Source organism: Brevundimonas sp. NPDC058933, from assembly GCF_049315965.1.
GTDB lineage: Bacteria > Pseudomonadota > Alphaproteobacteria > Caulobacterales > Caulobacteraceae > Brevundimonas.
On the sequence record NZ_JBMOSL010000019.1, the window covers coordinates 1 to 19,011 of the forward strand.

The following is a 19,011-nucleotide window of genomic DNA, read 5'->3' on the forward strand; positions in this document are numbered from 1 at the left end:
CACCGATCCTCCCCTGCGAAGCGGGGGAGGGGGACCATGCGCAGCATGGTGGAGGGGGCGAGATCGGGCGCCGCCGCTAGAACTCCAACCTCGGTGGGCGCGAACAGGCTTTTGAGGGCGAGCGCGTATCCGCCCCCTCCACCGCCTGCGGCGGTCCCCCTCCCCCGTAAACGGGGGAGGATCGCAAAACTACAGACACATCCCCACGCACGCCCGCGCCAGCACTTCCGCCGAATCCGTCAGCGGCACGGCCACGTCGTCCCCATCCAGCAGCAAGGGCGCCTCGGTGCAGCCGCCGATCACCCCCTCGGCCCCCGCCGAAACCAGGGCCGCCGCCAGATCGCGCATGGCCGACCTCTGCGCCGCCCCGACGTCGCCCGCCTTCACGCCGAACACCACCGCCATGAAGCGATCGCGGTCGGCCGCCGAAAGCCGCACCATCTCCACGCCCTCGGCCTCAAGCGCCGTCGCATAGAGGGCCTCGCCACCCGGCGTGGCCAACACCCCGACCCGTCGCGCGCCGCCCGCCTTGGCGACCCGCGCCGTCTCCACCACCATGTCGATGAACGGCAACCCCGCCGCCCGGATCGCCCCGGCATGGGCGTGGGCGGTGTTGCACGGCATGGCCAGAACCTCGGCCCCCGCGTCGCGCAGCCGCGCCGCCATCTCGCCCAGGGTCCGCCCCGCCGCCTCGGGCTGGCTGTGCCGGTTCGGCACCTGCGGATTGATGTCGGCGATCACCCGGATGTGGTCCTCATCCCCCGTCGCCGGGGTCAGGGCCTGCACCCGCGCCAGAAAGGCCAGCGTCGCCGCCGGCCCCATCCCGCCCAGCACGCCCAGGGTCTTCATCAGAGCGCGCCGTCCAGTTCGCCCTGATAGCCGAACAGCCCCTGCGCCCCGCCGGTGTGCAGGAACACCAGCGTCTCGTCCCGGAACCGTCCCGCACGCGCCAAGGCGATCAGCCCCTTCATCGCCTTGCCGCTATAGACCGGGTCCAGCAGCAGGCCGTCGGTCCGCGCCGCCAGTTTCAAGGCCTCGATCACCGCCTGATCGATCAGGCCGTATCCGGCGCCGACGTAGTCGCAGTCGGCGACCACCATCTCGTCCTTGACCCGATCAGGATGGCCCAGCAGCGACGCGGTTTCCCGCGCCAGCTTCAGGACACTGGCCTCCTGCCTGTCCTTCGGCGCCCGCACCCCGATGCCCAGCACCGGAATGTCCGCCCCCATGACCGCCAGACCGGCGACCAGACCGGCGTGCGTGCCCGCGCTGCCCGTCGCGGTGACGATGCGGCTGATGGGCAGATCCAGCTCGTCGGCCTGGACCACGATCTCGCGCGCGCAGTCGACATAGCCCAGGGCCCCGACCGCGTTCGAGCCGCCGCCCGGAATGACATAGGGAACCCCGCCCCTGGCCCGCACCGCCTCCGCCGTGGTCTCCAGCTCGGCGGCCATGTCGGTCCCGCCCGGCACGCGCCGGATCACCGCGCCATACAGCCGGTCCAGCAGGACATTGCCGTTCTCGACATAGTCTGTCGCCGTCGAGCCCGTCCGCTCCTCCAGGATGATCTCGCACTTCAGCCCGTGCGACGCGGCCGCCGCCGCCGTCTGGCGCACATGGTTCGACTGCACCGCCCCTTGCGTCACCAGGGTGTCGGCCCCGACCTCCAGCGCGTCGCCCAGCAGGAACTCCAGCTTGCGCGTCTTGTTGCCCCCGCCGGCCAGTCCCGTGCAGTCGTCGCGCTTGATCCAGAGCTCGACGCCCAGGGCCTCTGACAGCCTGGGCGCAGGCTCCAGCGGGGTCGGCAGATGCGCCAGTCGGACGCGGGGAAAGCGGGCCAGATGCATGGTCGAGAACTCCGGTTCAATAATCATGGCTAACACGCCAAATCTTGCGGAACCAAGTTTCGGGTTCGCGGTTATCAGCATCGGACACATCGGACGCCCCCCAACCCCGATGTCGTCTGTGGCGGTCCGGCCTTAACGCCCCCCCGACTGAGAAGTCGGACCGCCCCCCCTCTCCTCACTCCAGTTTCAGCACCATGTCCCAGCGGTCGATGCCGGGCGCAAAGCCGTCGGGCGTGACCTTTTCCGCCTTGAACCCGAACCGGGCGTAGAAGCCCTGCGTATGCTGGCTGGTGTTCAGAATCACGCGGCTGATCCCCGGCGTCGCCCGCGCCGCCGCGATCCGCGCCTCGGTCAGCACCTGCCCCAGCCCCTGCCCGTGCAGGCTGTTGTCCACCATGCCCCAGCACAGGGCCACGCTGACCCCGTCCGCCTCCACCGCATGGCCGCCGCAGCCGACGATGCGCCCGTCCAGCTCGATCACCTGATAGGGCCAGCGCAGGGCCTGATCCCCTAGAAACCCGACAAAGCTCTCCCGCTCGCTCGCGTCAAAGAAGCGCGGCGTATTGCTGTCGAACAGGGCCAGGCAGCCGGCCATGTCCTCGGGGCGGTAGGGGCGAGAAAGGATCATTCCCCTTCCTGCCACGCCGCCCTCGCTTGACCTACCCCCGAAAGGGGCTAGGGTCGCGGCGTTCTCCGGGGGGTCGCAAGCGAGCGGCTGAGATAGAGGTTTCTCCTCTGACCCGTCGAACCTGATCCGGGTCATGCCGGCGAAGGGATGAGTACGCTTCCGGCCCCGGCTTCACGCCACAGGACCGGCACGCCCGACGTCGGCGGACCTCAAACGTTTTGAGGCCGCCATGAACATTATCGTCACCCCGACTGCCCCAGCAGGGTCCGAGGCTCAAGCAGCGAGCGACCGCGTCGCGAGCGATAGCCTCCCTCTCAGCGAAGCGCGCCAACAAGTCGAGGCCGAGACCGGCCGCATCCCCACCGGCCCCCGCGCCGGCGGCGTGAAGGTTTATGTGGCGGGCGAGCTTTACCCCGACATCCGCGTCCCCTTCCGCGAGGTCGCCGTCCACCCGAGCGCCAACGAGCCGCCGGTGACGATGTATGACTCCTCCGGCCCCTACACCGACCCCGCCGTGACGATCGACATCAAGCGCGGCCTGCCCAAGGTCAAATCCAGCTGGCAGCTGGACCGCGGCGACATCGCCCCCGTCCTGAACCCGCGTGAGGTCAAACCCGAAGACAACGGCCACGCCTCCGGCAAGAACCTGGCCCCCCGCTTCGACACCTCGCACCATCAGGTGTTCAAGGGCGCCCCGGGCCGCCCGGTGACGCAGTACGAATACGCCCGCGCCGGCGTCATCACGCCCGAGATGGAATACGTCGCCATCCGCGAGAACCTGCGCCGCGAGCAGAACGCGCCCTGCATCCGCGACGGCGAAGACTTCGGCGCCTCGATCCCCGACTTCGTGACGCCGGAGTTCGTGCGTCAGGAGATCGCGCGCGGCCGCGCCATCATCCCGCACAACATCAACCACCCCGAGGTCGAGCCGATGATCATCGGCCGCAACTTCCTGGTGAAGATCAACGCCAACATCGGCAACTCGGCGGTCCTCTCCAGCGTCGATGACGAGGTCGACAAGCTGGTCTGGGCCACGCGCTGGGGCGCCGACAACGTCATGGACCTGTCGACGGGCCGCAACATCCACAACATCCGCGACTGGATCATCCGCAACTCGTCGGTCCCCATCGGCACCGTGCCCATCTATCAGGCGCTGGAGAAGGTGAACGGCGTCGCCGAGGACCTGACCTGGGAGGTGTTCCGCGACACCCTGATCGAACAGGCGGAACAGGGCGTGGACTACTTCACCATCCACGCGGGCGTGCGCCTGCCCTTCGTGCCGATGACGGCCAAGCGCGTCACAGGCATCGTCTCGCGCGGCGGCTCCATCATGGCCAAGTGGTGCCTGGCCCACCACAAGGAGAGCTTCCTCTACGAGCACTTCGAGGACATCTGCGACATCATGCGCGCCTATGACGTCTCGTTCAGCCTCGGCGACGGCCTGCGCCCCGGCTCCATCGCCGACGCCAATGACGAGGCCCAGTTCGCGGAGCTGCGCACGTTGGGGGAGCTCACAAAAATCGCTTGGCAAAAAGGCTGCCAGGTCATGATCGAAGGCCCCGGCCACGTGCCGATGCACAAGATCAAGGCCAATATGGATGAGCAGCTCAAGCACTGCCACGAGGCGCCCTTCTATACGCTTGGCCCGCTGACCACCGACATCGCCCCCGGCTACGACCACATCACCAGCGCCATCGGCGCGGCCATGATCGGCTGGTTCGGCACGGCCATGCTCTGCTACGTCACGCCGAAAGAGCACCTCGGCCTGCCCGACCGTCAGGACGTCAAGGACGGCGTCATCACCTACAAGATCGCCGCCCACGCCGCCGACCTGGCCAAGGGCCACCCCGCCGCCCGGATGCACGACGACGCCCTGTCGCGCGCCCGCTTCGAGTTCCGCTGGGAGGACCAGTTCAACCTCGGCCTCGACCCCGAAACCGCCCGCAAATACCACGACGCCACCCTGCCCAAGGAGGCGCACAAGACCGCCCACTTCTGCTCCATGTGCGGCCCCAAGTTCTGCAGCATGAAGATCAGCCAGGACATCCGCCGCGACGCCCTGGCCCAGAACGACGCGGGCGCCAGCCTCGCGGCCCAGGAAGCCGAAGCCGGCATGGCCGAAATGAGCGCCAAGTTCAGGGCGGGCGGCGCGGCGATTGAGGTGAAGGTCTAACCACCCCGCCCACGCCGGGATCAGGACTATGGACGCGAGGCGGCTTCGGTTAGCCTCGCGTCCGATCCCTGCGCGGAGAACTAACCATGAAGCCCCGCATCGACCCCGACACCATCGCCAAGGCGATGAAGGCCGCTGCCGTCGTCGCCAAGACCGGGACGCGCGAGGAACGGTCGGGAAGGTTCATCGCGCCGAAGGCGGAACCGATCACAAGGGTGGTCGAAGTGAAAATGTGATGCAAGACTGCTCCCTCAGCACCTCGGGGGAGCAAACGTGCAACACATCTCATTGGAAACCATAAAACTAAAGATCACTCGCCTGATGGGTGACGAGCACGCCCTTGGCTCGCTCGGCATCGCCTGCACCACGACTTCGGGTGAATCTGCCGCATGTTAGACAACGGCTTAGTATTTGTTTTGGGAGCAGGCTTCAGCGCCGAGTTAGGCCTACCTCTTGGCTGGCGCTTGAAGCAAGCCATCGCCGATATTATTCCCAGTCGAAAGGGTGGTGGCAACGAACACGTTAGCTGGGCATTTCTTCAAGATCGAGACGTAGAAGTCGCAATGAATGCGTCCGAGCAACTTCGTCGCGCCCTTCCACTGGCAGCTTCGATCGACAACTTGGTTGAACATCTGTCATCCAATAAAGATGTCGTAAGTTGCGCGAAGATCGGCATCGCAGCTACGATCCTTCAAAGTGAACGACAGAGCACGATTTTTGGACCTGCGGGATCGGGCCTTAGCGTCGCATCTCACAACACAGCCTTTGCAGACCTTTTTCGCCTAATAGTTGGCAGCGTCCCTCTAAACCGAATGGATTACGCATTTAGTCGATTAAAAGTAATAAATTTTAATTACGATAGATGCTTGGAACAATTCATGACACGAGCGGTCATGGATTATTCTGGAACTGACCTAAGACGAGCTCAAGAAATCGTATCTCAAGCTACGATTTTGCACCCATACGGGTCCCTAGGTCCTCTTACATCCAAAGCAGATTTTGGCCAGAAACTTGATTGGATAGACATCAAAGCTGTATCAGAAAATATCAGAACATTCTCTGAGGAAATCGGATCTAAAGAGCATACCGACATTAAATCTTTAGCGAGTAGCGCCAGTAGATTGGTTTTCATGGGGTGCGCGTATCATCGTCAGAATCTTGATTTAATAAGGCCAGATACAAACACTCTGTCTAGAGTGGACGGAACTATGTATTCTCCACTACCTGTCGATCCAGATGGGCATGCGACGATGTCTATGTCAGCATTTAATGAACCCGCGATTTCAGAGCTTGTTTCGAAAATTTCTGATTGGCCTCGCGGAGCCAGCCTCGTTCGTATGAATACCCGGCAGTTCCGAATTGAAGCTCTTTCAAATCGACAGCTAATCGCTCGACATGGGACAGAGTGGGTCCAATAGCCCCCGTCCGATCCTGACGCACCCGTCCTCCAACCTCCTTCCCGCAGGCAGGAGAAGGCGAGATGGACGACGCGCGGGAGGCATACTGGCACGAGGGCGAGCCCCGGATCGTCGCCTCGGGACGGTGGCAGCAGGATGAGTTCGGCGACACGACCTACATCCCCGACCATGTTCGGCCCTCGACCGCTGCCGGGGCGGACGACCCGCCGGTCGGCGGCGACCTCATGGACGCCCCCGCAGGCGACCCCGCCAGCGACGGCTATCGCGTCCGCTCGGCGCGGACCTGGGCGGCGGCGCGGCGCGACTATCTGGCCGGAGACGCAGCCGAGGCCGTCTGCGCCCGCTATGACCTGAAGCTGGGGACCCTGCGGTCCCGCGCCGCGCGCGAGGGCTGGCGCCGCAGCGACATGGAAGACGTATGGCCCGATCCGCAGGACGAGAACCCCGACGCCGGCCCGCCCGACCTGACCCAGATGGCGGCCCAAGCCCTGATGCGCCTGAACCGCGCCCTGCAACGCGGCCGCGCCGCCGAGGCCGCCTCCTGGCTGCGCACCTGGCGCGCGCTCAGCGACCCCGCCCTTCTGGCCGCCCCCACGCCGGACTCTGCGCCGGAACCCCAACCCGATCCCGCCGCCACGCTGGAAGCCGACCTGAAAGCCGTCGCCGAGGTCGCCCGCGACGCCGCCCTCCTCTCCGCGGACGACCACGCGGGCCGCATCGCCATCGAAGCCCGCCTGACCGCCCTCAAGGCCCGCCTCGATCCCGAGGGCCTGATTTCAGACGATTCAGACGAATTGGACTCTGTTTTTCCGGGAGAGGAGGCGCCACCCTAGCCCGATCCTCCCCTGTATCGCGGGGGAGGGGGACCATGCGCAGCATGGTGGAGGGGGCAAGCTCAGGCGCCGCGTCTCGAATTCCAGGCCCAGGCCCGCGTCCTATCGCCAGAGGGCGAGACCATGTCCGCCCCCTCCACCGCTACGCGGTCCCCCTCCCCCGCGATGCAGGGGAGGATCAAAAGCCCTTAAACCTCCCCCGCAATCTTGCGCAGCGCCTCTTCGAACGCCGCCGCCGGTTGGCCGCCGCTGATCAGGTACTTGCCCTCGACCACCACCGCCGGCACCGACGTAATCCCCCGCGCCCGCCACAGGTCCTCGGCCCCGCGCACTTCGGTCGCATACTGGCCCGAGGCCAGGACCTCGCCCGCCTCGGCGCGGTCCAGCCCGGCGGCCTCGGCGGCCTGGGTCAGGACCCCGGCGTCAGTCAGGTTGCGGTTCTCGGTGAAGTGGGCGGTGAACAGGGCGCGTTTCAGGCTTTCTTGCTTCTCCGGCGCCGTCTCGTGGGCCCAGTGCAGCAGGCGGTGGGCGTCGAAGGTGTTCCAGATGCGGCTGTCAGGCCCCATCCGCATGTCGAAGCCGACCTCGGCGGCGCGGGCGCGGATCATCTCGCGGTTCTGGGCCGACTGTTCGGGGGTGGAGCCGTACTTGCGGCCGATGTGCTCGACGATGTTCTCGCCTTCCGGCGCGATCTGCGGGTTCAGTTCAAACGGCTGGAAGGTGATGTCGGCGGCGATCCCCTCGTCCTTCAACTGGTCCAGCGCGGTCGTCAGCCCGCCCAGACCCACGGCGCACCAGGGGCAGACCACGTCCGAAACGAAGTCGATCTTCAGGGTCTTCAGGGCGGGGGCGGCGTCGGTCATGGGAGCGGTTCCTGGGGCTGGCTATCCGCACCATATAGTGTTGCTGATCGCGGCCGCCAGCCCCCCGGAGGGGGAGCTACCCCCCCTTGCGCCCCATCAGCGGCGACAGGGTCTGATTGACCTCGTCCATGACCGAGCCCTTGCCCGCCACGACCCGGGCCTCCAGCTCGTCGGCCCGGGCCTGCAGGCGGCGGATGTCCTCGACGCGAGGGTCGTCTTCCGGCACGGCGACCAGGGCGTCGCGGCGGGCCTCGATCTCGGCCAGCAGGGCGTCGAACCGCTTGTGGTCCAGCCCCTCGCCCTGTTCGAACAGGGCGATCGCCTCGTCCAGGGCGGCGGCGAAGGCGGCTTGATCGGGCATGGGTCTCATCCTCATTATGCTTACGCTTATCAATGAGCGGGATACGGGGGCGGTTCCGTCTTGGCCGCCGCTCACGAAGGGTTTACGGGCGAGGCGACATGACGCCTGCCTGCGGAGCGCCCCGATGCGGACCCTGACCCTGACGACCGCCCTGCTCGCCGGGCTGAGCCTGACGCTGGCGGCCTGTGAACTGGGCCCCGACGCCCCGTCGCGCGGCCCGGTCCTGATCCCCGCCGCCGCCGAGGGCGCGACCTGCCACGTTCCCGCTGACCTGACCCCCGCCCGCCCCTATCGCATCCCGGCGGACGAGGTGGCCGCCGACGTGCCGGCGGCCTTCAACATGCTGGCCGTCAGCTGGTCGCCCCAGGCCTGCCGCTCGGGCAAGGACTACCCGGACGCGCGCTATCAGTGCGCCCGGAACCAGTTCGGCCTGACCCTGCACGGCCTGTGGCCCAACGGCGCCGACAACAAGCACCCGCGCTACTGCGCCGCCCCGGGCCCGGCCATCCCCGTCGCCACGGTGAAGAAGCACTTCTGCATGACCCCCTCCCCCTCCTTGCAGCAGCATGAATGGGCCGCCCACGGCACCTGCGGCTGGGACACCCCCGAAGCCTATTTCGAGCAGGCCGCGCGCATGTGGAACGGCCTGAACAAGCCGGACCTGGAGGCCATTCCGGCTGAGCGCCTGACCGCAGGCGCCATCCGCGACGCCTTCGTCGCCGCCAACCCCGGCCTGCCGCGCGACGGCGTCTTCATCGCCACGACCGAGGGCTGGTTCCGCGAGGCCCGGCTCTGCTACTCCCGGGACTACCGCCCCATGCGCTGCCCGCGCGGCCTGGGCGCGCCCGACCGCGAGCGGCTGAAGCTGGCCCCCACAGGCGTCCCGCAAACGACCCGTTAACCGGAACGGCGCAGCCTCGCGCCACGGCCCCCACGGAGCGTTGCCATGTCGACCGTTCAGACCCAGAGCTACCGCCGCCAGCGCGACCATTTCGAGCCCAGCGATCAGGACCCGCAGGAGCAGCGCCGCCTGCGCGGCCTGCTGGAGCAGATCGACTACGCCGCCTTCATCTCGAACCGCGAGGTCATCGGCCAGACCCTGTCGCGGGTCGATGTCGCCACCTTCCAGAAGCTGGCCGTCCTGACCGCCAACGCCCGCGCCCGCTGGGCCGCCGAGGCCCTGCGCCTGTCCGAATCCGGCTCGGCCGTCACCCCCGACCAGACCGCCCGCCTGACCGCCGCCCGCACCGCCTACGAAGAATTGGCCGAGGTCTATGAGGCCCTGCGCCGCATGGTGGAACGCGGATACCTGACCTTGCGCTAGGCGCTGCCTTCGGCCGAGGCCGCTAGTCCAGCGGCTGCGGCCGGGTGACGACCGGGGCGTCGGGGTCGGTCTGGGTCGGGCGGGCGGCGGTCGGCGGCGGACCGGCCGGCTGAATCGGCTCAGGCGCGGGGGCGATCACCACTACGGGCGGCGCCGCGACCGGCGGCGTTGCGACCGCCGGGGGCGGAGTGTTGACGGCTGAGGTCGCGGCGGATGCGGGGGCGGGTCGAACCGGCGCGGCCCGGGCCGGGCGGGGCGGGGCGGCTTCCGGTCGAGCGGCGGGCGCGGCGGCGACGGCGGCGGCCTCAACCGGCGCGGCGTCCACGGGCAGGCTGGCGGGCAGCCCGGCCTCAAGCGCGGGCGCAGCCGCCGGAACCGGCGGCGACGCAAGCGCGGGGTCGCTGCTCGAGCGCGTGATCAGCCAGGTGGCCAGCGGGGCGCCGATCACCACCACGGCGGCGACGGCGATGTAGAGCGGCGTGCGGCTCGCGACCTTGCGGGGCGAAACGCGGGGCGCGACCGGGGGCGATGGCGCTTCGACCTTGGGCGCGGCGGCCAGGACGGGGCGAGACGCGGGTTCAGGCTCGGACGCGACCGGCTGGAGCCTGGGTTCGGGGGCTGGGACCGCCGCAGCCTGAGGCAGGGGCCGAGGCGTCGCATCGACCGGCGCGGCCGGGGCCACCGGCGCAGCGGCGCGGGCCGGCTGAGACCGATGTTGAGGCGCGGTCGGCATGGGCGCCGTGATCAGGGTCGGAGCGGCGGGCGGCGCGGGGCGGCGCTGCGGCACCAGCGAGCCGCTGAACACGTCGTCCGACGACGGGCGCGGGGCGGCCGGCGCCGTGACGGCAGGGCGAGGCGCCGGCTTGGGCGCTTGCGCCTGGGGCGTGGCGACCGGCGGCATCAGGCCCGTGCCGCGCGGCAGCGGCCCGGCGCGGAACGTCGTCTGGGGCGGACGGCCCCACTGCACCGGGCGACGGGCGAAGGGCGTGGACTTGTCGTCAGCGTCGGACATTCGGTCTCCGGCGCCGGGCGGCGCGCATCACGAAGAGGGTCGGCAGACCCTCAAACTGCTGAGGGAGTTCGGCGGTTTCGTGACAGCCGACCCCGACCTCAGTTCTTCAGACGATAGCCCGTCCTGAAGATCCAGCCTACCACCGCCAGACAGGCGAAGAAGAAGCCCAGCGTCGCCGTCAGACTGATCCCGATGCTGACGTCGCCCACGCCATAGAAGGCCCAGCGGAAGCCCGAAATCAGATAGACGATGGGGTTGAACAGGGTCACCGTCCGCCAGCCGTCCGGCAGCATGTCGATCGAATAGAAGGCCCCGCCGAGGAAGGTCAGGGGCGTCACGATCAGCATGGGGATCATCTGCAGCTGTTCGAAATTCTGCGCCCAGACCCCGATGATGAAGCCGAACAGGCTGAAGGTCGTCGAGATCAGGATCAGGAAGGCCAGCATCCAGAAGGGGTGCAGGATCTGCAAGGGCACGAACAGGGCCGCCGTGGCCAGGATGATCAGCCCCAGCACCGCCGACTTGGTCGCCGCCGCGCCGACATAGGCGATGACGATCTCCAGCGGGCTGACGGGCGCCGACAGGATCTCATAGATGGTGCCGGTGAACTTGGGGAAATAGATGCCGAAGGAGGCGTTGAAGATCGACTGGGTGAACAGGCTCAGCATGATCAGGCCCGGCACGATGAAGGCGCCATAGGGCACGCCCCCGACCTCTTCCATCCGACTGCCGATGGCCCCGCCGAAGACGACGAAGTAAAGCGCCGTGGTGATCACCGGCGTCACGATGGACTGCCACAGGGTGCGCAGGGCCCGCGCCATCTCGAAACGATAGATGGCCCAGACGCCATGTCCGTTGAAGGTCATCACGCAGCCTCCCCTTCGCTCGTGCTGTCGCGGTGGACCAGGCTGACGAAGATGTCTTCCAGCGAGCTCTGGCGGGTGTTCAGGTCCTTGAAGGCGACGCCCAGGTCGGACAGGCGGCGCAGCAGCGACGGCACCCCGGTCTTCTCGGCGTGGGCGTCAAAGGCGTATTCCAGTTCGCCGCCCTCGTTCTTCAGGCTCAGATCCCATTCGGCCAGTTCCGGCGGCAGAACCGTCATCGGCTCCTGCAGGTTCAGCGTCAGGGTCTTCTTGCCCAGCTTCTTCATCAGAACCGAAGTCTGCTCGACCAGTATCAGTTCGCCCTTGAGGATGACCCCCACCCGGTCGGCCATCTCCTCGGCCTCTTCGATATAGTGGGTGGTCAGGATGATGGTGACGCCCTGATCGCGCAGCTTGCGCACCAGGGCCCACATGTCGCGGCGCAGCTCCACGTCCACGCCCGCCGTGGGCTCGTCCAGAAACAGGATGTCGGGTTCGTGGCTCAGGGCCTTGGCGATCATGACGCGGCGCTTCATCCCGCCGGACAGGGTCATGATCTTGGCGTCCTTCTTGTCCCACAGCGACAGGTCGCGCAGGACGCGCTCCACATGGGCCGGGTTCGGCGCCTTGCCGAACAGGCCCCGGCTGAAGGTGACGGTGGCCAGCACGGTCTCGAAGGCGTCGGTCGTCAGCTCCTGCGGCACCAGGCCGATGCGGGTGCGGGCGGCGCGATAGTCCTTCTGGATGTCATGACCGTCGGCGATCACCGTCCCGGTCGAAGGCGTGACGATGCCGCAGACGATGGAGATCATCGTCGTCTTGCCCGCCCCGTTCGGCCCCAACAGGGCGAAGATCTCACCCTTCTCGATCTCCAGGTCGACGCGCTTCAGCGCCTGATGGCCGGATTTATAGGTCTTGGTCAGACCCTGAATGGTGATGACTGGCGGCATGAGCCCTCCCGGCGCAGGTTGCGCAGATAGGGAGGCGCCGGGATGCGCTCAAGAGCCGCACGCGAGCGGCGCGACAGTATTCCTTGTCCAAGCCATCCAGGAGAGAAGCCGGAGCGTAAACCTGTGTTCGCCACAGGGAGTCTCGCCATGCCCATCGTCGCCCCGTCTGCACGTCGTATCCTCGCCTTGGCGACCGTCGCCGCCCTGGTTGCGGGCCTCGCCGCCTGCGTTACAGCGCCGCCTCCAGGCGCAGTTCGCGCGCCGCAACCGCTGAAGGCTGTCGATGCCGAGCGACTGTGGTCCGGTCGCTGGCGCGAGGTCGCCCGCCTGCCGATGAAGATCACCGACGGCTGCGTGGCCGGGGCCAGCATCTATGACTTCACTGCGCCCGACCGCGTCTCCGTGCGGGACACCTGTCAGGTCGGCACGCCGGAGGGACGCGAGAAGGCCATCGACGGAAGCGGCCGGATTCTTGATCCCGGCACGAACGCCAAACTGCGAGTCAAATACTTCTGGGGCTTCATAACCTGGGACTACTGGGTGCTGGATCGTGCGGAGGACTACAGCTGGTTCATCTCGGCCGACCCGACCTTCGACAGACTTTTCATCTATACGCGGGACGTGCCGAGCGCCGACCAGTTGTCGCGCCTGACCCAAAGGGCTGGCGAGTTGGGGTATGATGTAGATCGGCTGGAGTTCCCCAGCCAACCCGCCCGATAAGGACCATCCCATGGGTCGCCGTCTGATCGCCCTGACGCCTCTGATCTTCGCGCTCGCGGCGTGCGGCACGGAAGGCGCCTTGCCCGAAAGCGCCGGCTTCGGCAGCGATCCGACATTGCCAGAGGCGCGCTCGCAGCGCCTGCCTCTGGTCAAGATCGCGCCCGCCGTCGGCTGGCCCGATGGCCGCACGCCGGTCGCGGCGCAGGGCCTGACGGTCAACGCCTTCGCCACAGGCCTGGACCATCCGCGCTGGCTCTATGAACTGCCGAACGGCGACGTGCTGGCAGCCGAGAGCAATGCGCCGCCGAAGCCGGACGACAAGAAGGGCGGTCTGCGCGGCTGGATACAGGGGCTCGTCATGGGCAAGGCCGGCGCAGGCGTGCCGAGCGCCAACCGCATCACCCTGCTGCGCGACGCGGACGGCGACGGCGTGGCGGAGATGAAGACGGTCTTCCTGTCCGGCCTCACCTCGCCCTTCGGCATGGCCCTGATCGGCGACCGGCTGTTTGTCGCCAACGCCGACGCCGTGGTGGCCTTGCCTTATCAGACCGGCCAGACCCAGATCACGGCGACGCCGGTCAAGGTCGCGGACCTGCCCGCGGGCCGCAACCACCACTGGACCAAGAGCCTGGTCGCCTCGGCGGACGGCTCGAAGCTCTATGTCGGGGTCGGCTCCAACTCCAACGTCGGCGAAAACGGGCTGGACGAAGAGGTCGACCGCGCCGCCGTTCTGGAGATCGACCCGGCGACCGGCGCCCGTCGCGTCTTCGCCTCGGGCCTGCGGAACCCGGTCGGCATGGCCTGGAACCCCGAGGATGGACGGCTCTGGGTCTCGGTCAATGAGCGGGACGAGATCGGCAATGACCTCGTCCCCGACTACATGACCTCGGTCACGCCCGGCGGCTTCTATGGCTGGCCGTGGAGCTATTACGGCCAGACGGCAGACGGCCGCGTCCAGCCCGCTCGGCCAGACATGGTGGCCAAAGCCATCAGGCCCGACTACGCCCTGGGCTCGCATACCGCTTCCCTGGGCCTGACCTTCTATACCGGCGCCCTGATGCCCCAGTGGCGCAACGGGGCCATCATCGGCCAGCACGGCTCGTGGAACCGCAACCCGCCCGCCGGCTATAAGGTCATCTTCGTCCCCTTCAGCGGCGGCAAGCCGGCCGGTCCGCCGCAGGACGTCCTGACCGGCTTCCGCAATGACAAGGGCGAGGCCATGGGCCGCCCGGTCGGGGTTCTGGGCGTGCGCTCCGGCGCGCTTCTGGTCGCCGACGACGTGGGCGATGCGGTCTGGCGCGTGACGCCCGCCAGACCCTGACTTGATCCTGACATCATAAAGAAAGGCCCGGCGTACGCCGGGCCTTCCAGTCGTTGTCGTCGCCGGGATCAGGTCGGCGGCGTAATCACGATGGGCGCCGGCGAAGCGGTCATCGCCGCAGGAGCCGGTGCGGTCACAGGCGCTGCTGCCGGCTCAACCGTTTGCGGCGCGGCCGACTGATAGGGCTGAGGCCCCGTGGACACGATCGGCGCTTCCGCCGACTCTGCAGCGGGTGCGACACGGGGGGCGGCGCGGGCGGCGCGCGTCGGCGTCGCGAGCTCGGCGCGACGTTCGACCGGCGCCGCGACGGCAGGCGGAATCGGCGCCGCTGTGGTCAACTCGGCGGGCGTTTCCACCGGAATGGTCGGCGCATTGAGGGGCGCAACCTCCGAGGCGGCGAGCTGGGCCGCCAGGGGTGCGAACGGGACCGCCTCAGCCGCAGGCGGCTCCGCCGGCTGCATCAGCATGGCGGCCGCGGCGCCGCCGACGACCAGCACGCCTAGCGGCGCCAGAATCATCCAGGTCTTCACGGACTTGTTCGACTTGCGGGCGCCGCTGCGGGCGTAGACGGGCACATAGGCGTCGCTGTCCACACGGGCGGCGGCGGGACGGATTTGATCGGTATAGGTCACGGACATGATGTCTTCTCCTTAATCCAGGGCCACACAACCCCGCCCAGAAGAGCAAGGTTCCGCGAACATTCGCCTTGCCGCGAAGAAACACCACCCTCGCCACAGTTCAGGCGAAAGCGTGATCAAGTCATCCGACCGTCATTTCTCAAAGCCAGCCTTCCGCGTCTTGCCGCCAACGTTGACGTAACGTCGCGAAGCAACCTTACCCAACGTCATCGAAAAGGTGATGCAAGCATCGCATTGCGAAACATTGTGGCGGTGCGCGCTTGCGACCGGTTGACCCGTCGTCCCTGCCCGTTCATCACCGTTGAAAGGCTAAATTCGGGAAGAGGCGGCGCAACCATGGGTCTGGCAGCGAACATCCGGCGCGATATCAAGTTCGCGGGCGGGCTGTACCGTCTCCTGAAGCGTATCAAGCCCATCACCCTGGACAGCGACGTCCTGCTCTGTGACGACATCGAAGAAGCCGTCGACAAGTTCGCGGACAATGTCGCCGTCGAGGACGAAAACCGCCGCCTGACCTATCGTGAGCTGGACGCCCTGGCCAACCGCTACGCCCACTGGGCCAAGGCGCGGAACCTGAAACGGTCGGACGTCATCGCCCTGGTCATGCACAACCGGGTCGAATACCTGGCGGCCTGGATCGGATTTTCCAAGGTCGGGGTGGCTACGGCCCTGATCAACACCAACCTCAGCGGCGCGGCCCTGGCCCACTGCCTGTCCATCTCCAACGCCTTCAACGTCGTGACGGATCAGGACTGCTGGCGCGCGGTGGAGGAGGCACGCCCCTTCGTCGACCGCAACCTGATGAGCTGGGTCCACGGCCTGGCCGACGAGGATGAGACCAACGACCGTCGCGACATCGACAACGCCGTGCGCAGCGCCTCCTCGGTTCGACCGGACAAGGGTCTGCGCAAGGGGCTGACCAACCGCGACACGGCCCTGTTCATCTTCACCTCGGGCACCACCGGCCTGCCCAAGGCGGCGCGCATCCCGCATTCGCGCGCCCGAACCTATATGCGCGCCTTCGCGGGGGCGACCGCCTCCACGCCCCACGACGCCCTCTACAACTGCCTGCCGCTTTATCACTCGACGGGCGGTCTGGTCGGGGTCGGCTCGGTGCTGCTGAACGGCGGGCGGATGATCATTCGCCGCCGTTTCTCGGCCACTCATTTCTGGCCTGACGTGAAGACGTCGGGCGCGACCATGTTCGTCTACATCGGCGAACTGTGCCGCTATCTGGTCAACTGCCCGCCCAATGAGGACGAGCGCGCCCACAAGCTGCGCCTGGCCTTCGGCAACGGCCTGCGTCCTGACGTGTGGACCGAGTTCCAGCAGCGCTTCGGCATCAGGAACATCATGGAGTTCTACGGCTCCACCGAGGGCAACGTCTCCCTGTTCAACTTCGACGGCAAGGCGGGCGCCATCGGCCGCGTGCCCGGCTTCCTGAAGTCGCAACTCAACATCCGCCTGATCGCCCTCGACCCCGAGACGGGCGAGCCTGTTCGCGGCTCCGACGGGGCCTGCCGTCTGGTGTCGACGGGCGAAACCGGCGAGGCCATCGGTCAGATCGCTTCCGACATTCGCCACGACTTCTCGGGTTACGCCGACAAGAAGGCTTCGGAAAAGAAGATCCTCACCGACGTCTTCAAGAAGGGCGATCGCTGGTTCCGCACGGGAGACCTGATGCGCCAGGACCGCGACGGCTACCTCTATTTCATGGACCGCCTGGGCGACACCTATCGCTGGAAGGGCGAGAACGTCTCGACCGCCGAGGTCGAGCAGCGCCTGCATGACGCGCCCGGGGTTCAGGAAGTCATCGCCTATGGCGTCGTCGTCCCGGGTCAGGAAGGCAAGGCGGGCATGGCCGGTCTGGTGATGGAGGGCAAGTTCGATCCCGCCGCCTTCGCCGCCTACGCCGACGAGCAACTGCCCCCCTATGCCCGTCCCGTCTTCCTTCGCCTGATGAAGTCGGCCGAGACCACCGGGACCTTCAAGTACCGCAAGGTCGATCTGGTCGCAGACGGTTTCGATCTGGAGAAGGTCGAGGGGGCCGTCTACGTCCGTGGCGGCAAGGCCGGCTACCAGAAGCTGACGGCCAAGGCCTATGAGGCCATCATCGACGGGACCACGCGGCTGTAACGCGTTCTCCCTCCCACCTGGGGGAGGGTGGCTGAGCCGCAGGCGAAGACGGATGGGGGCGCTTCGGCTGATCAAGCGGCGCGCCCGACATCGCCGCGCCCTCCCCGCCCGGTCGCTGCGCGACCACCCTCCCCATGAAGGGGAGGGAGAGCGAAACCCGCCCTTAAGCATTAACGCCGATAACGGGCGTCCTGAGCTCTCTCCTCCAGGACGTCCGGCGGCACCATGTTCCAGATTATCGGCATCATCATGCTGTTCGCCATGGTGTTCGGCAGCTTCCTGCTGCACGGCGGCAAGATGGCGACGATCCTGTATTCGCTGCCCTATGAGCTGATGGCCATTCTGGGCGCAGGGATCGCGGCCTTCCTGATTTCCAACAGCCTGCCGGTCATCAAGGGGGCGCTGGGCGGCTTCGGCAAGTCGTTCGCCGGCCCCAAGTGGAAGAAGCAGGACTACAAGGACCTGCTGTCGCTCCTGTTCCAACTGACCAAGACGATGAAGTCCAAGGGCGTCATCGCCCTGGAAAGCCACATCGAAAAGCCGGCCGAAAGCACCATCTTCCAGAAATACCCCAAGGTGCTGAAGGACCACTTCGCCACCGACTTCATCTGCGACACCCTGCGGATGATGACCATGAACCTCGAGGATCCCCATCAGATCGAGGACGCCATGGAAAAGCAGCTGGAGAAGCACCACCACGAGGCTCTGGCCCCGGCCCACGCCCTGCAAAACCTGGCTGACGGCCTGCCCGCCCTGGGCATCGTCGCGGCCGTGCTGGGCATCATCAAGACCATGGGCTCGATCACCGAGCCGCCGGAAGTCCTGGGCGGCATGATCGGCGGCGCCCTGGTCGGCACCTTCCTCGGCGTCTTCCTGGCCTATGGCCTGGTCGGCCCCTTCGCCGCGCGGCTCAGCGCGATCGTCGACGAGGAGGCCGCCTACTACAAGATCATCCGCTCGGTCCTCGTCGCTCACCTGCACGGCAATGCGGCTCAGATCTCGGTCGAGATCGGGCGCGGCGACATCCCGTCGACAGCCCAGCCTTCCTTCACCGAAATGGAAGAAGCCCTGGCCGCCGCGCCAATGGAGGCGTGATCCGTCCACGGAGGGAACACGAACTGCTCACGTTGGTTCTCCACAGGTCACGTTCGCGTGCATGTCCTGTGGAGCTCCCTTATGAAAGCCCTTCCACTCCTGCTCTCGGCTTCCGCCGCCTTCACTCTGGCGGCGTGCAACGACACCTCGGCGCCGGCCCCTGCACCGGCGGAGCCCCCTGCGCCTGCCGCCGAAGCCATGGCGCCGTCGCCCACGTCGAGCCCCCCGGCCGCGCCGCCGCCGGTGGAGGTTACGCCCCCGCCGACCTCATCGCCCAGCCCGACCCCGCCGACCCTTCCCGAAGACAGGCCGCCCGTCGATCCGATGGACCCGACCGCCCGGCCCATCCCGCCGGCCTAGGTTCCAGAACGGACTTGTCGAACCCGGTAATCTCGCGTTACGCCTTGCACCGGCGGGATCGTCTCGCCGGATTCTAAAATCGAAGGGGCTATAGTCACATGACCATCCGTCGCCTGATGATCGTCGCCGCCGGGCTCAGCGCCCTGTCGCTGGCCGCCTGCCAGCAACCCGCGACCCAGACTGAAGAAAACGCTGCCGTCGCCGCCGACGCGGCTGCCGATACGGCCGCCGTCGCCGCCGATCAGGCCGCTGACGCGGCCTCGGCTGCCGCCGGTGCAGCGACCGACGCCGCCGCCTCGGCAGGCGCCGCCACCGAAAAGGCCGCCGACGCTGCGGCCGCCACGGTTGCGCCGCCTCCGCCTCCCGCCGCCGCACCGGCTGCGCAATAACCGATTTTCCATTCGGAAAAGCCGGCCAAGGGCCGCGGGGGCCGCCCTAGGAGGGGGCCCGTTACTTCGGCGGGTAAACG

Annotated in this window: 21 protein-coding genes and 1 riboswitch; of the genes, 12 read left to right on the forward strand and 9 right to left on the reverse strand. The window is 67.4% G+C overall.

Annotation, left to right across the window (positions count from 1 at the left end):
• Positions 1 to 189: 189 nt before the first annotated feature.
• The 3 genes from ACOZBP_RS16915 to ACOZBP_RS16925 form a co-directional block, all read right to left on the reverse strand.
• Positions 190 to 852 (reverse strand): aspartate/glutamate racemase family protein, encoded by a 663-nt coding sequence (locus tag ACOZBP_RS16915; RefSeq protein WP_422677510.1) that lies wholly within the window; start codon positions 850 to 852, stop codon positions 190 to 192.
• Positions 849 to 1,847 carry a D-cysteine desulfhydrase gene (locus tag ACOZBP_RS16920; RefSeq protein WP_422677511.1) on the reverse strand — a complete coding sequence of 333 codons (999 nt, stop codon included), beginning with the start codon at positions 1,845 to 1,847 and terminating at the stop codon, positions 849 to 851. The genes ACOZBP_RS16915 and ACOZBP_RS16920 overlap by 4 nt, the downstream gene beginning before the upstream one ends.
• Positions 1,848 to 2,022: 175 nt before the next feature.
• The gene (locus ACOZBP_RS16925; RefSeq protein WP_422677491.1) at positions 2,023 to 2,475 is read right to left on the reverse strand and encodes a GNAT family N-acetyltransferase; all 453 of its coding nucleotides are present in this window, start codon (positions 2,473 to 2,475) and stop codon (positions 2,023 to 2,025) included.
• 56 nt (positions 2,476 to 2,531) lie between these two features.
• A riboswitch (TPP riboswitch) is annotated at positions 2,532 to 2,641 on the forward strand.
• 63 nt (positions 2,642 to 2,704) lie between these two features.
• Here ACOZBP_RS16925 and thiC point away from each other — a divergent pair.
• The 4 genes from thiC (at position 2,705) to ACOZBP_RS16945 (ending at position 6,899) form a co-directional block, all read left to right on the forward strand.
• On the forward strand, positions 2,705 to 4,648 hold the full coding sequence (thiC, locus tag ACOZBP_RS16930) for a phosphomethylpyrimidine synthase ThiC (protein WP_422677492.1): 1,944 nt from the start codon (positions 2,705 to 2,707) through the stop codon (positions 4,646 to 4,648).
• Between the two features lie 86 nt (positions 4,649 to 4,734).
• On the forward strand, positions 4,735 to 4,884 hold the full coding sequence (locus ACOZBP_RS16935) for a hypothetical protein (protein WP_422677493.1): 150 nt from the start codon (positions 4,735 to 4,737) through the stop codon (positions 4,882 to 4,884).
• Between the two features lie 153 nt (positions 4,885 to 5,037).
• The gene (locus ACOZBP_RS16940) at positions 5,038 to 6,066 is read left to right on the forward strand and encodes a hypothetical protein (protein WP_422677494.1); all 1,029 of its coding nucleotides are present in this window, start codon (positions 5,038 to 5,040) and stop codon (positions 6,064 to 6,066) included.
• 62 nt (positions 6,067 to 6,128) lie between these two features.
• Positions 6,129 to 6,899: a hypothetical protein gene (locus ACOZBP_RS16945; RefSeq protein WP_422677495.1), complete on the forward strand. Its 771-nt coding sequence runs from the start codon at positions 6,129 to 6,131 to the stop codon at positions 6,897 to 6,899.
• 188 nt (positions 6,900 to 7,087) lie between these two features.
• Here the strand turns inward: ACOZBP_RS16945 and ACOZBP_RS16950 are convergent, their stop codons facing one another.
• On the reverse strand, positions 7,088 to 7,762 hold the full coding sequence (locus tag ACOZBP_RS16950; protein ID WP_422677496.1) for a DsbA family oxidoreductase: 675 nt from the start codon (positions 7,760 to 7,762) through the stop codon (positions 7,088 to 7,090).
• Positions 7,763 to 7,838: 76 nt separating this feature from the next.
• Positions 7,839 to 8,123 carry a hypothetical protein gene (locus tag ACOZBP_RS16955; protein ID WP_422677497.1) on the reverse strand — a complete coding sequence of 95 codons (285 nt, stop codon included), beginning with the start codon at positions 8,121 to 8,123 and terminating at the stop codon, positions 7,839 to 7,841.
• Positions 8,124 to 8,247: 124 nt separating this feature from the next.
• Between ACOZBP_RS16955 and ACOZBP_RS16960 the strand changes: the two genes are divergently transcribed.
• Complete coding sequence (locus ACOZBP_RS16960; RefSeq protein ID WP_422677498.1) at positions 8,248 to 9,024, forward strand: ribonuclease T2 family protein; 777 nt, start codon at positions 8,248 to 8,250, stop codon at positions 9,022 to 9,024.
• A gap of 45 nt (positions 9,025 to 9,069) precedes the next feature.
• The gene (locus ACOZBP_RS16965) at positions 9,070 to 9,447 is read left to right on the forward strand and encodes a hypothetical protein (protein WP_422677499.1); all 378 of its coding nucleotides are present in this window, start codon (positions 9,070 to 9,072) and stop codon (positions 9,445 to 9,447) included.
• Between the two features lie 22 nt (positions 9,448 to 9,469).
• Here ACOZBP_RS16965 and ACOZBP_RS16970 read toward each other — a convergent pair whose 3' ends face one another.
• From ACOZBP_RS16970 to ACOZBP_RS16980, 3 genes are all read right to left on the reverse strand, one after another.
• Complete coding sequence (locus ACOZBP_RS16970; protein WP_422677500.1) at positions 9,470 to 10,459, reverse strand: hypothetical protein; 990 nt, start codon at positions 10,457 to 10,459, stop codon at positions 9,470 to 9,472.
• A gap of 98 nt (positions 10,460 to 10,557) precedes the next feature.
• Positions 10,558 to 11,325 (reverse strand): ABC transporter permease, encoded by a 768-nt coding sequence (locus ACOZBP_RS16975; RefSeq protein WP_422677501.1) that lies wholly within the window; start codon positions 11,323 to 11,325, stop codon positions 10,558 to 10,560.
• The gene (locus ACOZBP_RS16980; RefSeq protein ID WP_422677502.1) at positions 11,325 to 12,272 is read right to left on the reverse strand and encodes an ABC transporter ATP-binding protein; all 948 of its coding nucleotides are present in this window, start codon (positions 12,270 to 12,272) and stop codon (positions 11,325 to 11,327) included. The genes ACOZBP_RS16975 and ACOZBP_RS16980 overlap by 1 nt, the downstream gene beginning before the upstream one ends.
• Positions 12,273 to 12,419: 147 nt before the next feature.
• Here ACOZBP_RS16980 and ACOZBP_RS16985 point away from each other — a divergent pair, with 147 nt between their 5' ends.
• Both ACOZBP_RS16985 and ACOZBP_RS16990 read left to right on the forward strand, forming a co-directional pair.
• Positions 12,420 to 12,992, forward strand: coding sequence for a lipocalin family protein (locus ACOZBP_RS16985; RefSeq protein WP_422677503.1), 573 nt, complete (start codon positions 12,420 to 12,422; stop codon positions 12,990 to 12,992).
• 10 nt (positions 12,993 to 13,002) lie between these two features.
• Complete coding sequence (locus ACOZBP_RS16990; protein ID WP_422677504.1) at positions 13,003 to 14,313, forward strand: PQQ-dependent sugar dehydrogenase; 1,311 nt, start codon at positions 13,003 to 13,005, stop codon at positions 14,311 to 14,313.
• Between the two features lie 68 nt (positions 14,314 to 14,381).
• On the opposite strand, the gene ACOZBP_RS16995 is transcribed toward ACOZBP_RS16990, so the two are convergent.
• Entirely contained in the window at positions 14,382 to 14,951 is a 570-nt protein-coding gene (locus tag ACOZBP_RS16995; RefSeq protein WP_422677505.1) for a hypothetical protein, read from the reverse strand.
• A 336-nt stretch (positions 14,952 to 15,287) separates the two neighbouring features.
• Here ACOZBP_RS16995 and ACOZBP_RS17000 point away from each other — a divergent pair, with 336 nt between their 5' ends.
• From ACOZBP_RS17000 to ACOZBP_RS17015, 4 genes are all read left to right on the forward strand, one after another.
• On the forward strand, positions 15,288 to 17,087 hold the full coding sequence (locus ACOZBP_RS17000) for a long-chain-acyl-CoA synthetase (protein ID WP_422677506.1): 1,800 nt from the start codon (positions 15,288 to 15,290) through the stop codon (positions 17,085 to 17,087).
• Positions 17,088 to 17,312: 225 nt separating this feature from the next.
• Positions 17,313 to 18,182 carry a flagellar motor stator protein MotA gene (gene motA / locus ACOZBP_RS17005; protein ID WP_422677507.1) on the forward strand — a complete coding sequence of 290 codons (870 nt, stop codon included), beginning with the start codon at positions 17,313 to 17,315 and terminating at the stop codon, positions 18,180 to 18,182.
• 81 nt (positions 18,183 to 18,263) lie between these two features.
• The gene (locus ACOZBP_RS17010) at positions 18,264 to 18,542 is read left to right on the forward strand and encodes a hypothetical protein (RefSeq protein WP_422677508.1); all 279 of its coding nucleotides are present in this window, start codon (positions 18,264 to 18,266) and stop codon (positions 18,540 to 18,542) included.
• 98 nt (positions 18,543 to 18,640) lie between these two features.
• Positions 18,641 to 18,931 (forward strand): hypothetical protein, encoded by a 291-nt coding sequence (locus ACOZBP_RS17015; protein ID WP_422677509.1) that lies wholly within the window; start codon positions 18,641 to 18,643, stop codon positions 18,929 to 18,931.
• Positions 18,932 to 19,011 lie beyond the last annotated feature (80 nt).

Excerpts from the sequence above, each read along its gene's own strand:
- thiC (WP_422677492.1), top strand. The coding sequence starts at position 2,705 with ATGAACATTATCGTCACCCCGACTGCCCCAGCAGGGTCCGAGGCTCAA.
- ACOZBP_RS17010 (WP_422677508.1), top strand. The coding sequence starts at position 18,264 with ATGAAAGCCCTTCCACTCCTGCTCTCGGCTTCCGCCGCCTTCACTCTG.
- ACOZBP_RS16985 (WP_422677503.1), top strand. The coding sequence starts at position 12,420 with ATGCCCATCGTCGCCCCGTCTGCACGTCGTATCCTCGCCTTGGCGACC.
- ACOZBP_RS16965 (WP_422677499.1), top strand. The coding sequence starts at position 9,070 with ATGTCGACCGTTCAGACCCAGAGCTACCGCCGCCAGCGCGACCATTTC.
- ACOZBP_RS16975 (WP_422677501.1), bottom strand. The coding sequence starts at position 11,325 with ATGACCTTCAACGGACATGGCGTCTGGGCCATCTATCGTTTCGAGATG.
- ACOZBP_RS16955 (WP_422677497.1), bottom strand. The coding sequence starts at position 8,123 with ATGCCCGATCAAGCCGCCTTCGCCGCCGCCCTGGACGAGGCGATCGCC.
- ACOZBP_RS16950 (WP_422677496.1), bottom strand. The coding sequence starts at position 7,762 with ATGACCGACGCCGCCCCCGCCCTGAAGACCCTGAAGATCGACTTCGTT.
- ACOZBP_RS16920 (WP_422677511.1), bottom strand. The coding sequence starts at position 1,847 with ATGCATCTGGCCCGCTTTCCCCGCGTCCGACTGGCGCATCTGCCGACC.
- ACOZBP_RS16960 (WP_422677498.1), top strand. The coding sequence starts at position 8,248 with ATGCGGACCCTGACCCTGACGACCGCCCTGCTCGCCGGGCTGAGCCTG.
- ACOZBP_RS16990 (WP_422677504.1), top strand. The coding sequence starts at position 13,003 with ATGGGTCGCCGTCTGATCGCCCTGACGCCTCTGATCTTCGCGCTCGCG.
- ACOZBP_RS16935 (WP_422677493.1), top strand. The coding sequence starts at position 4,735 with ATGAAGCCCCGCATCGACCCCGACACCATCGCCAAGGCGATGAAGGCC.
- ACOZBP_RS16995 (WP_422677505.1), bottom strand. The coding sequence starts at position 14,951 with ATGTCCGTGACCTATACCGATCAAATCCGTCCCGCCGCCGCCCGTGTG.
- ACOZBP_RS16945 (WP_422677495.1), top strand. The coding sequence starts at position 6,129 with ATGGACGACGCGCGGGAGGCATACTGGCACGAGGGCGAGCCCCGGATC.
- motA (WP_422677507.1), top strand. The coding sequence starts at position 17,313 with ATGTTCCAGATTATCGGCATCATCATGCTGTTCGCCATGGTGTTCGGC.
- ACOZBP_RS16925 (WP_422677491.1), bottom strand. The coding sequence starts at position 2,475 with ATGATCCTTTCTCGCCCCTACCGCCCCGAGGACATGGCCGGCTGCCTG.
- ACOZBP_RS17000 (WP_422677506.1), top strand. The coding sequence starts at position 15,288 with ATGGGTCTGGCAGCGAACATCCGGCGCGATATCAAGTTCGCGGGCGGG.
- ACOZBP_RS16970 (WP_422677500.1), bottom strand. The coding sequence starts at position 10,459 with ATGTCCGACGCTGACGACAAGTCCACGCCCTTCGCCCGTCGCCCGGTG.
- ACOZBP_RS16980 (WP_422677502.1), bottom strand. The coding sequence starts at position 12,272 with ATGCCGCCAGTCATCACCATTCAGGGTCTGACCAAGACCTATAAATCC.
- ACOZBP_RS16940 (WP_422677494.1), top strand. The coding sequence starts at position 5,038 with ATGTTAGACAACGGCTTAGTATTTGTTTTGGGAGCAGGCTTCAGCGCC.
- ACOZBP_RS17015 (WP_422677509.1), top strand. The coding sequence starts at position 18,641 with ATGACCATCCGTCGCCTGATGATCGTCGCCGCCGGGCTCAGCGCCCTG.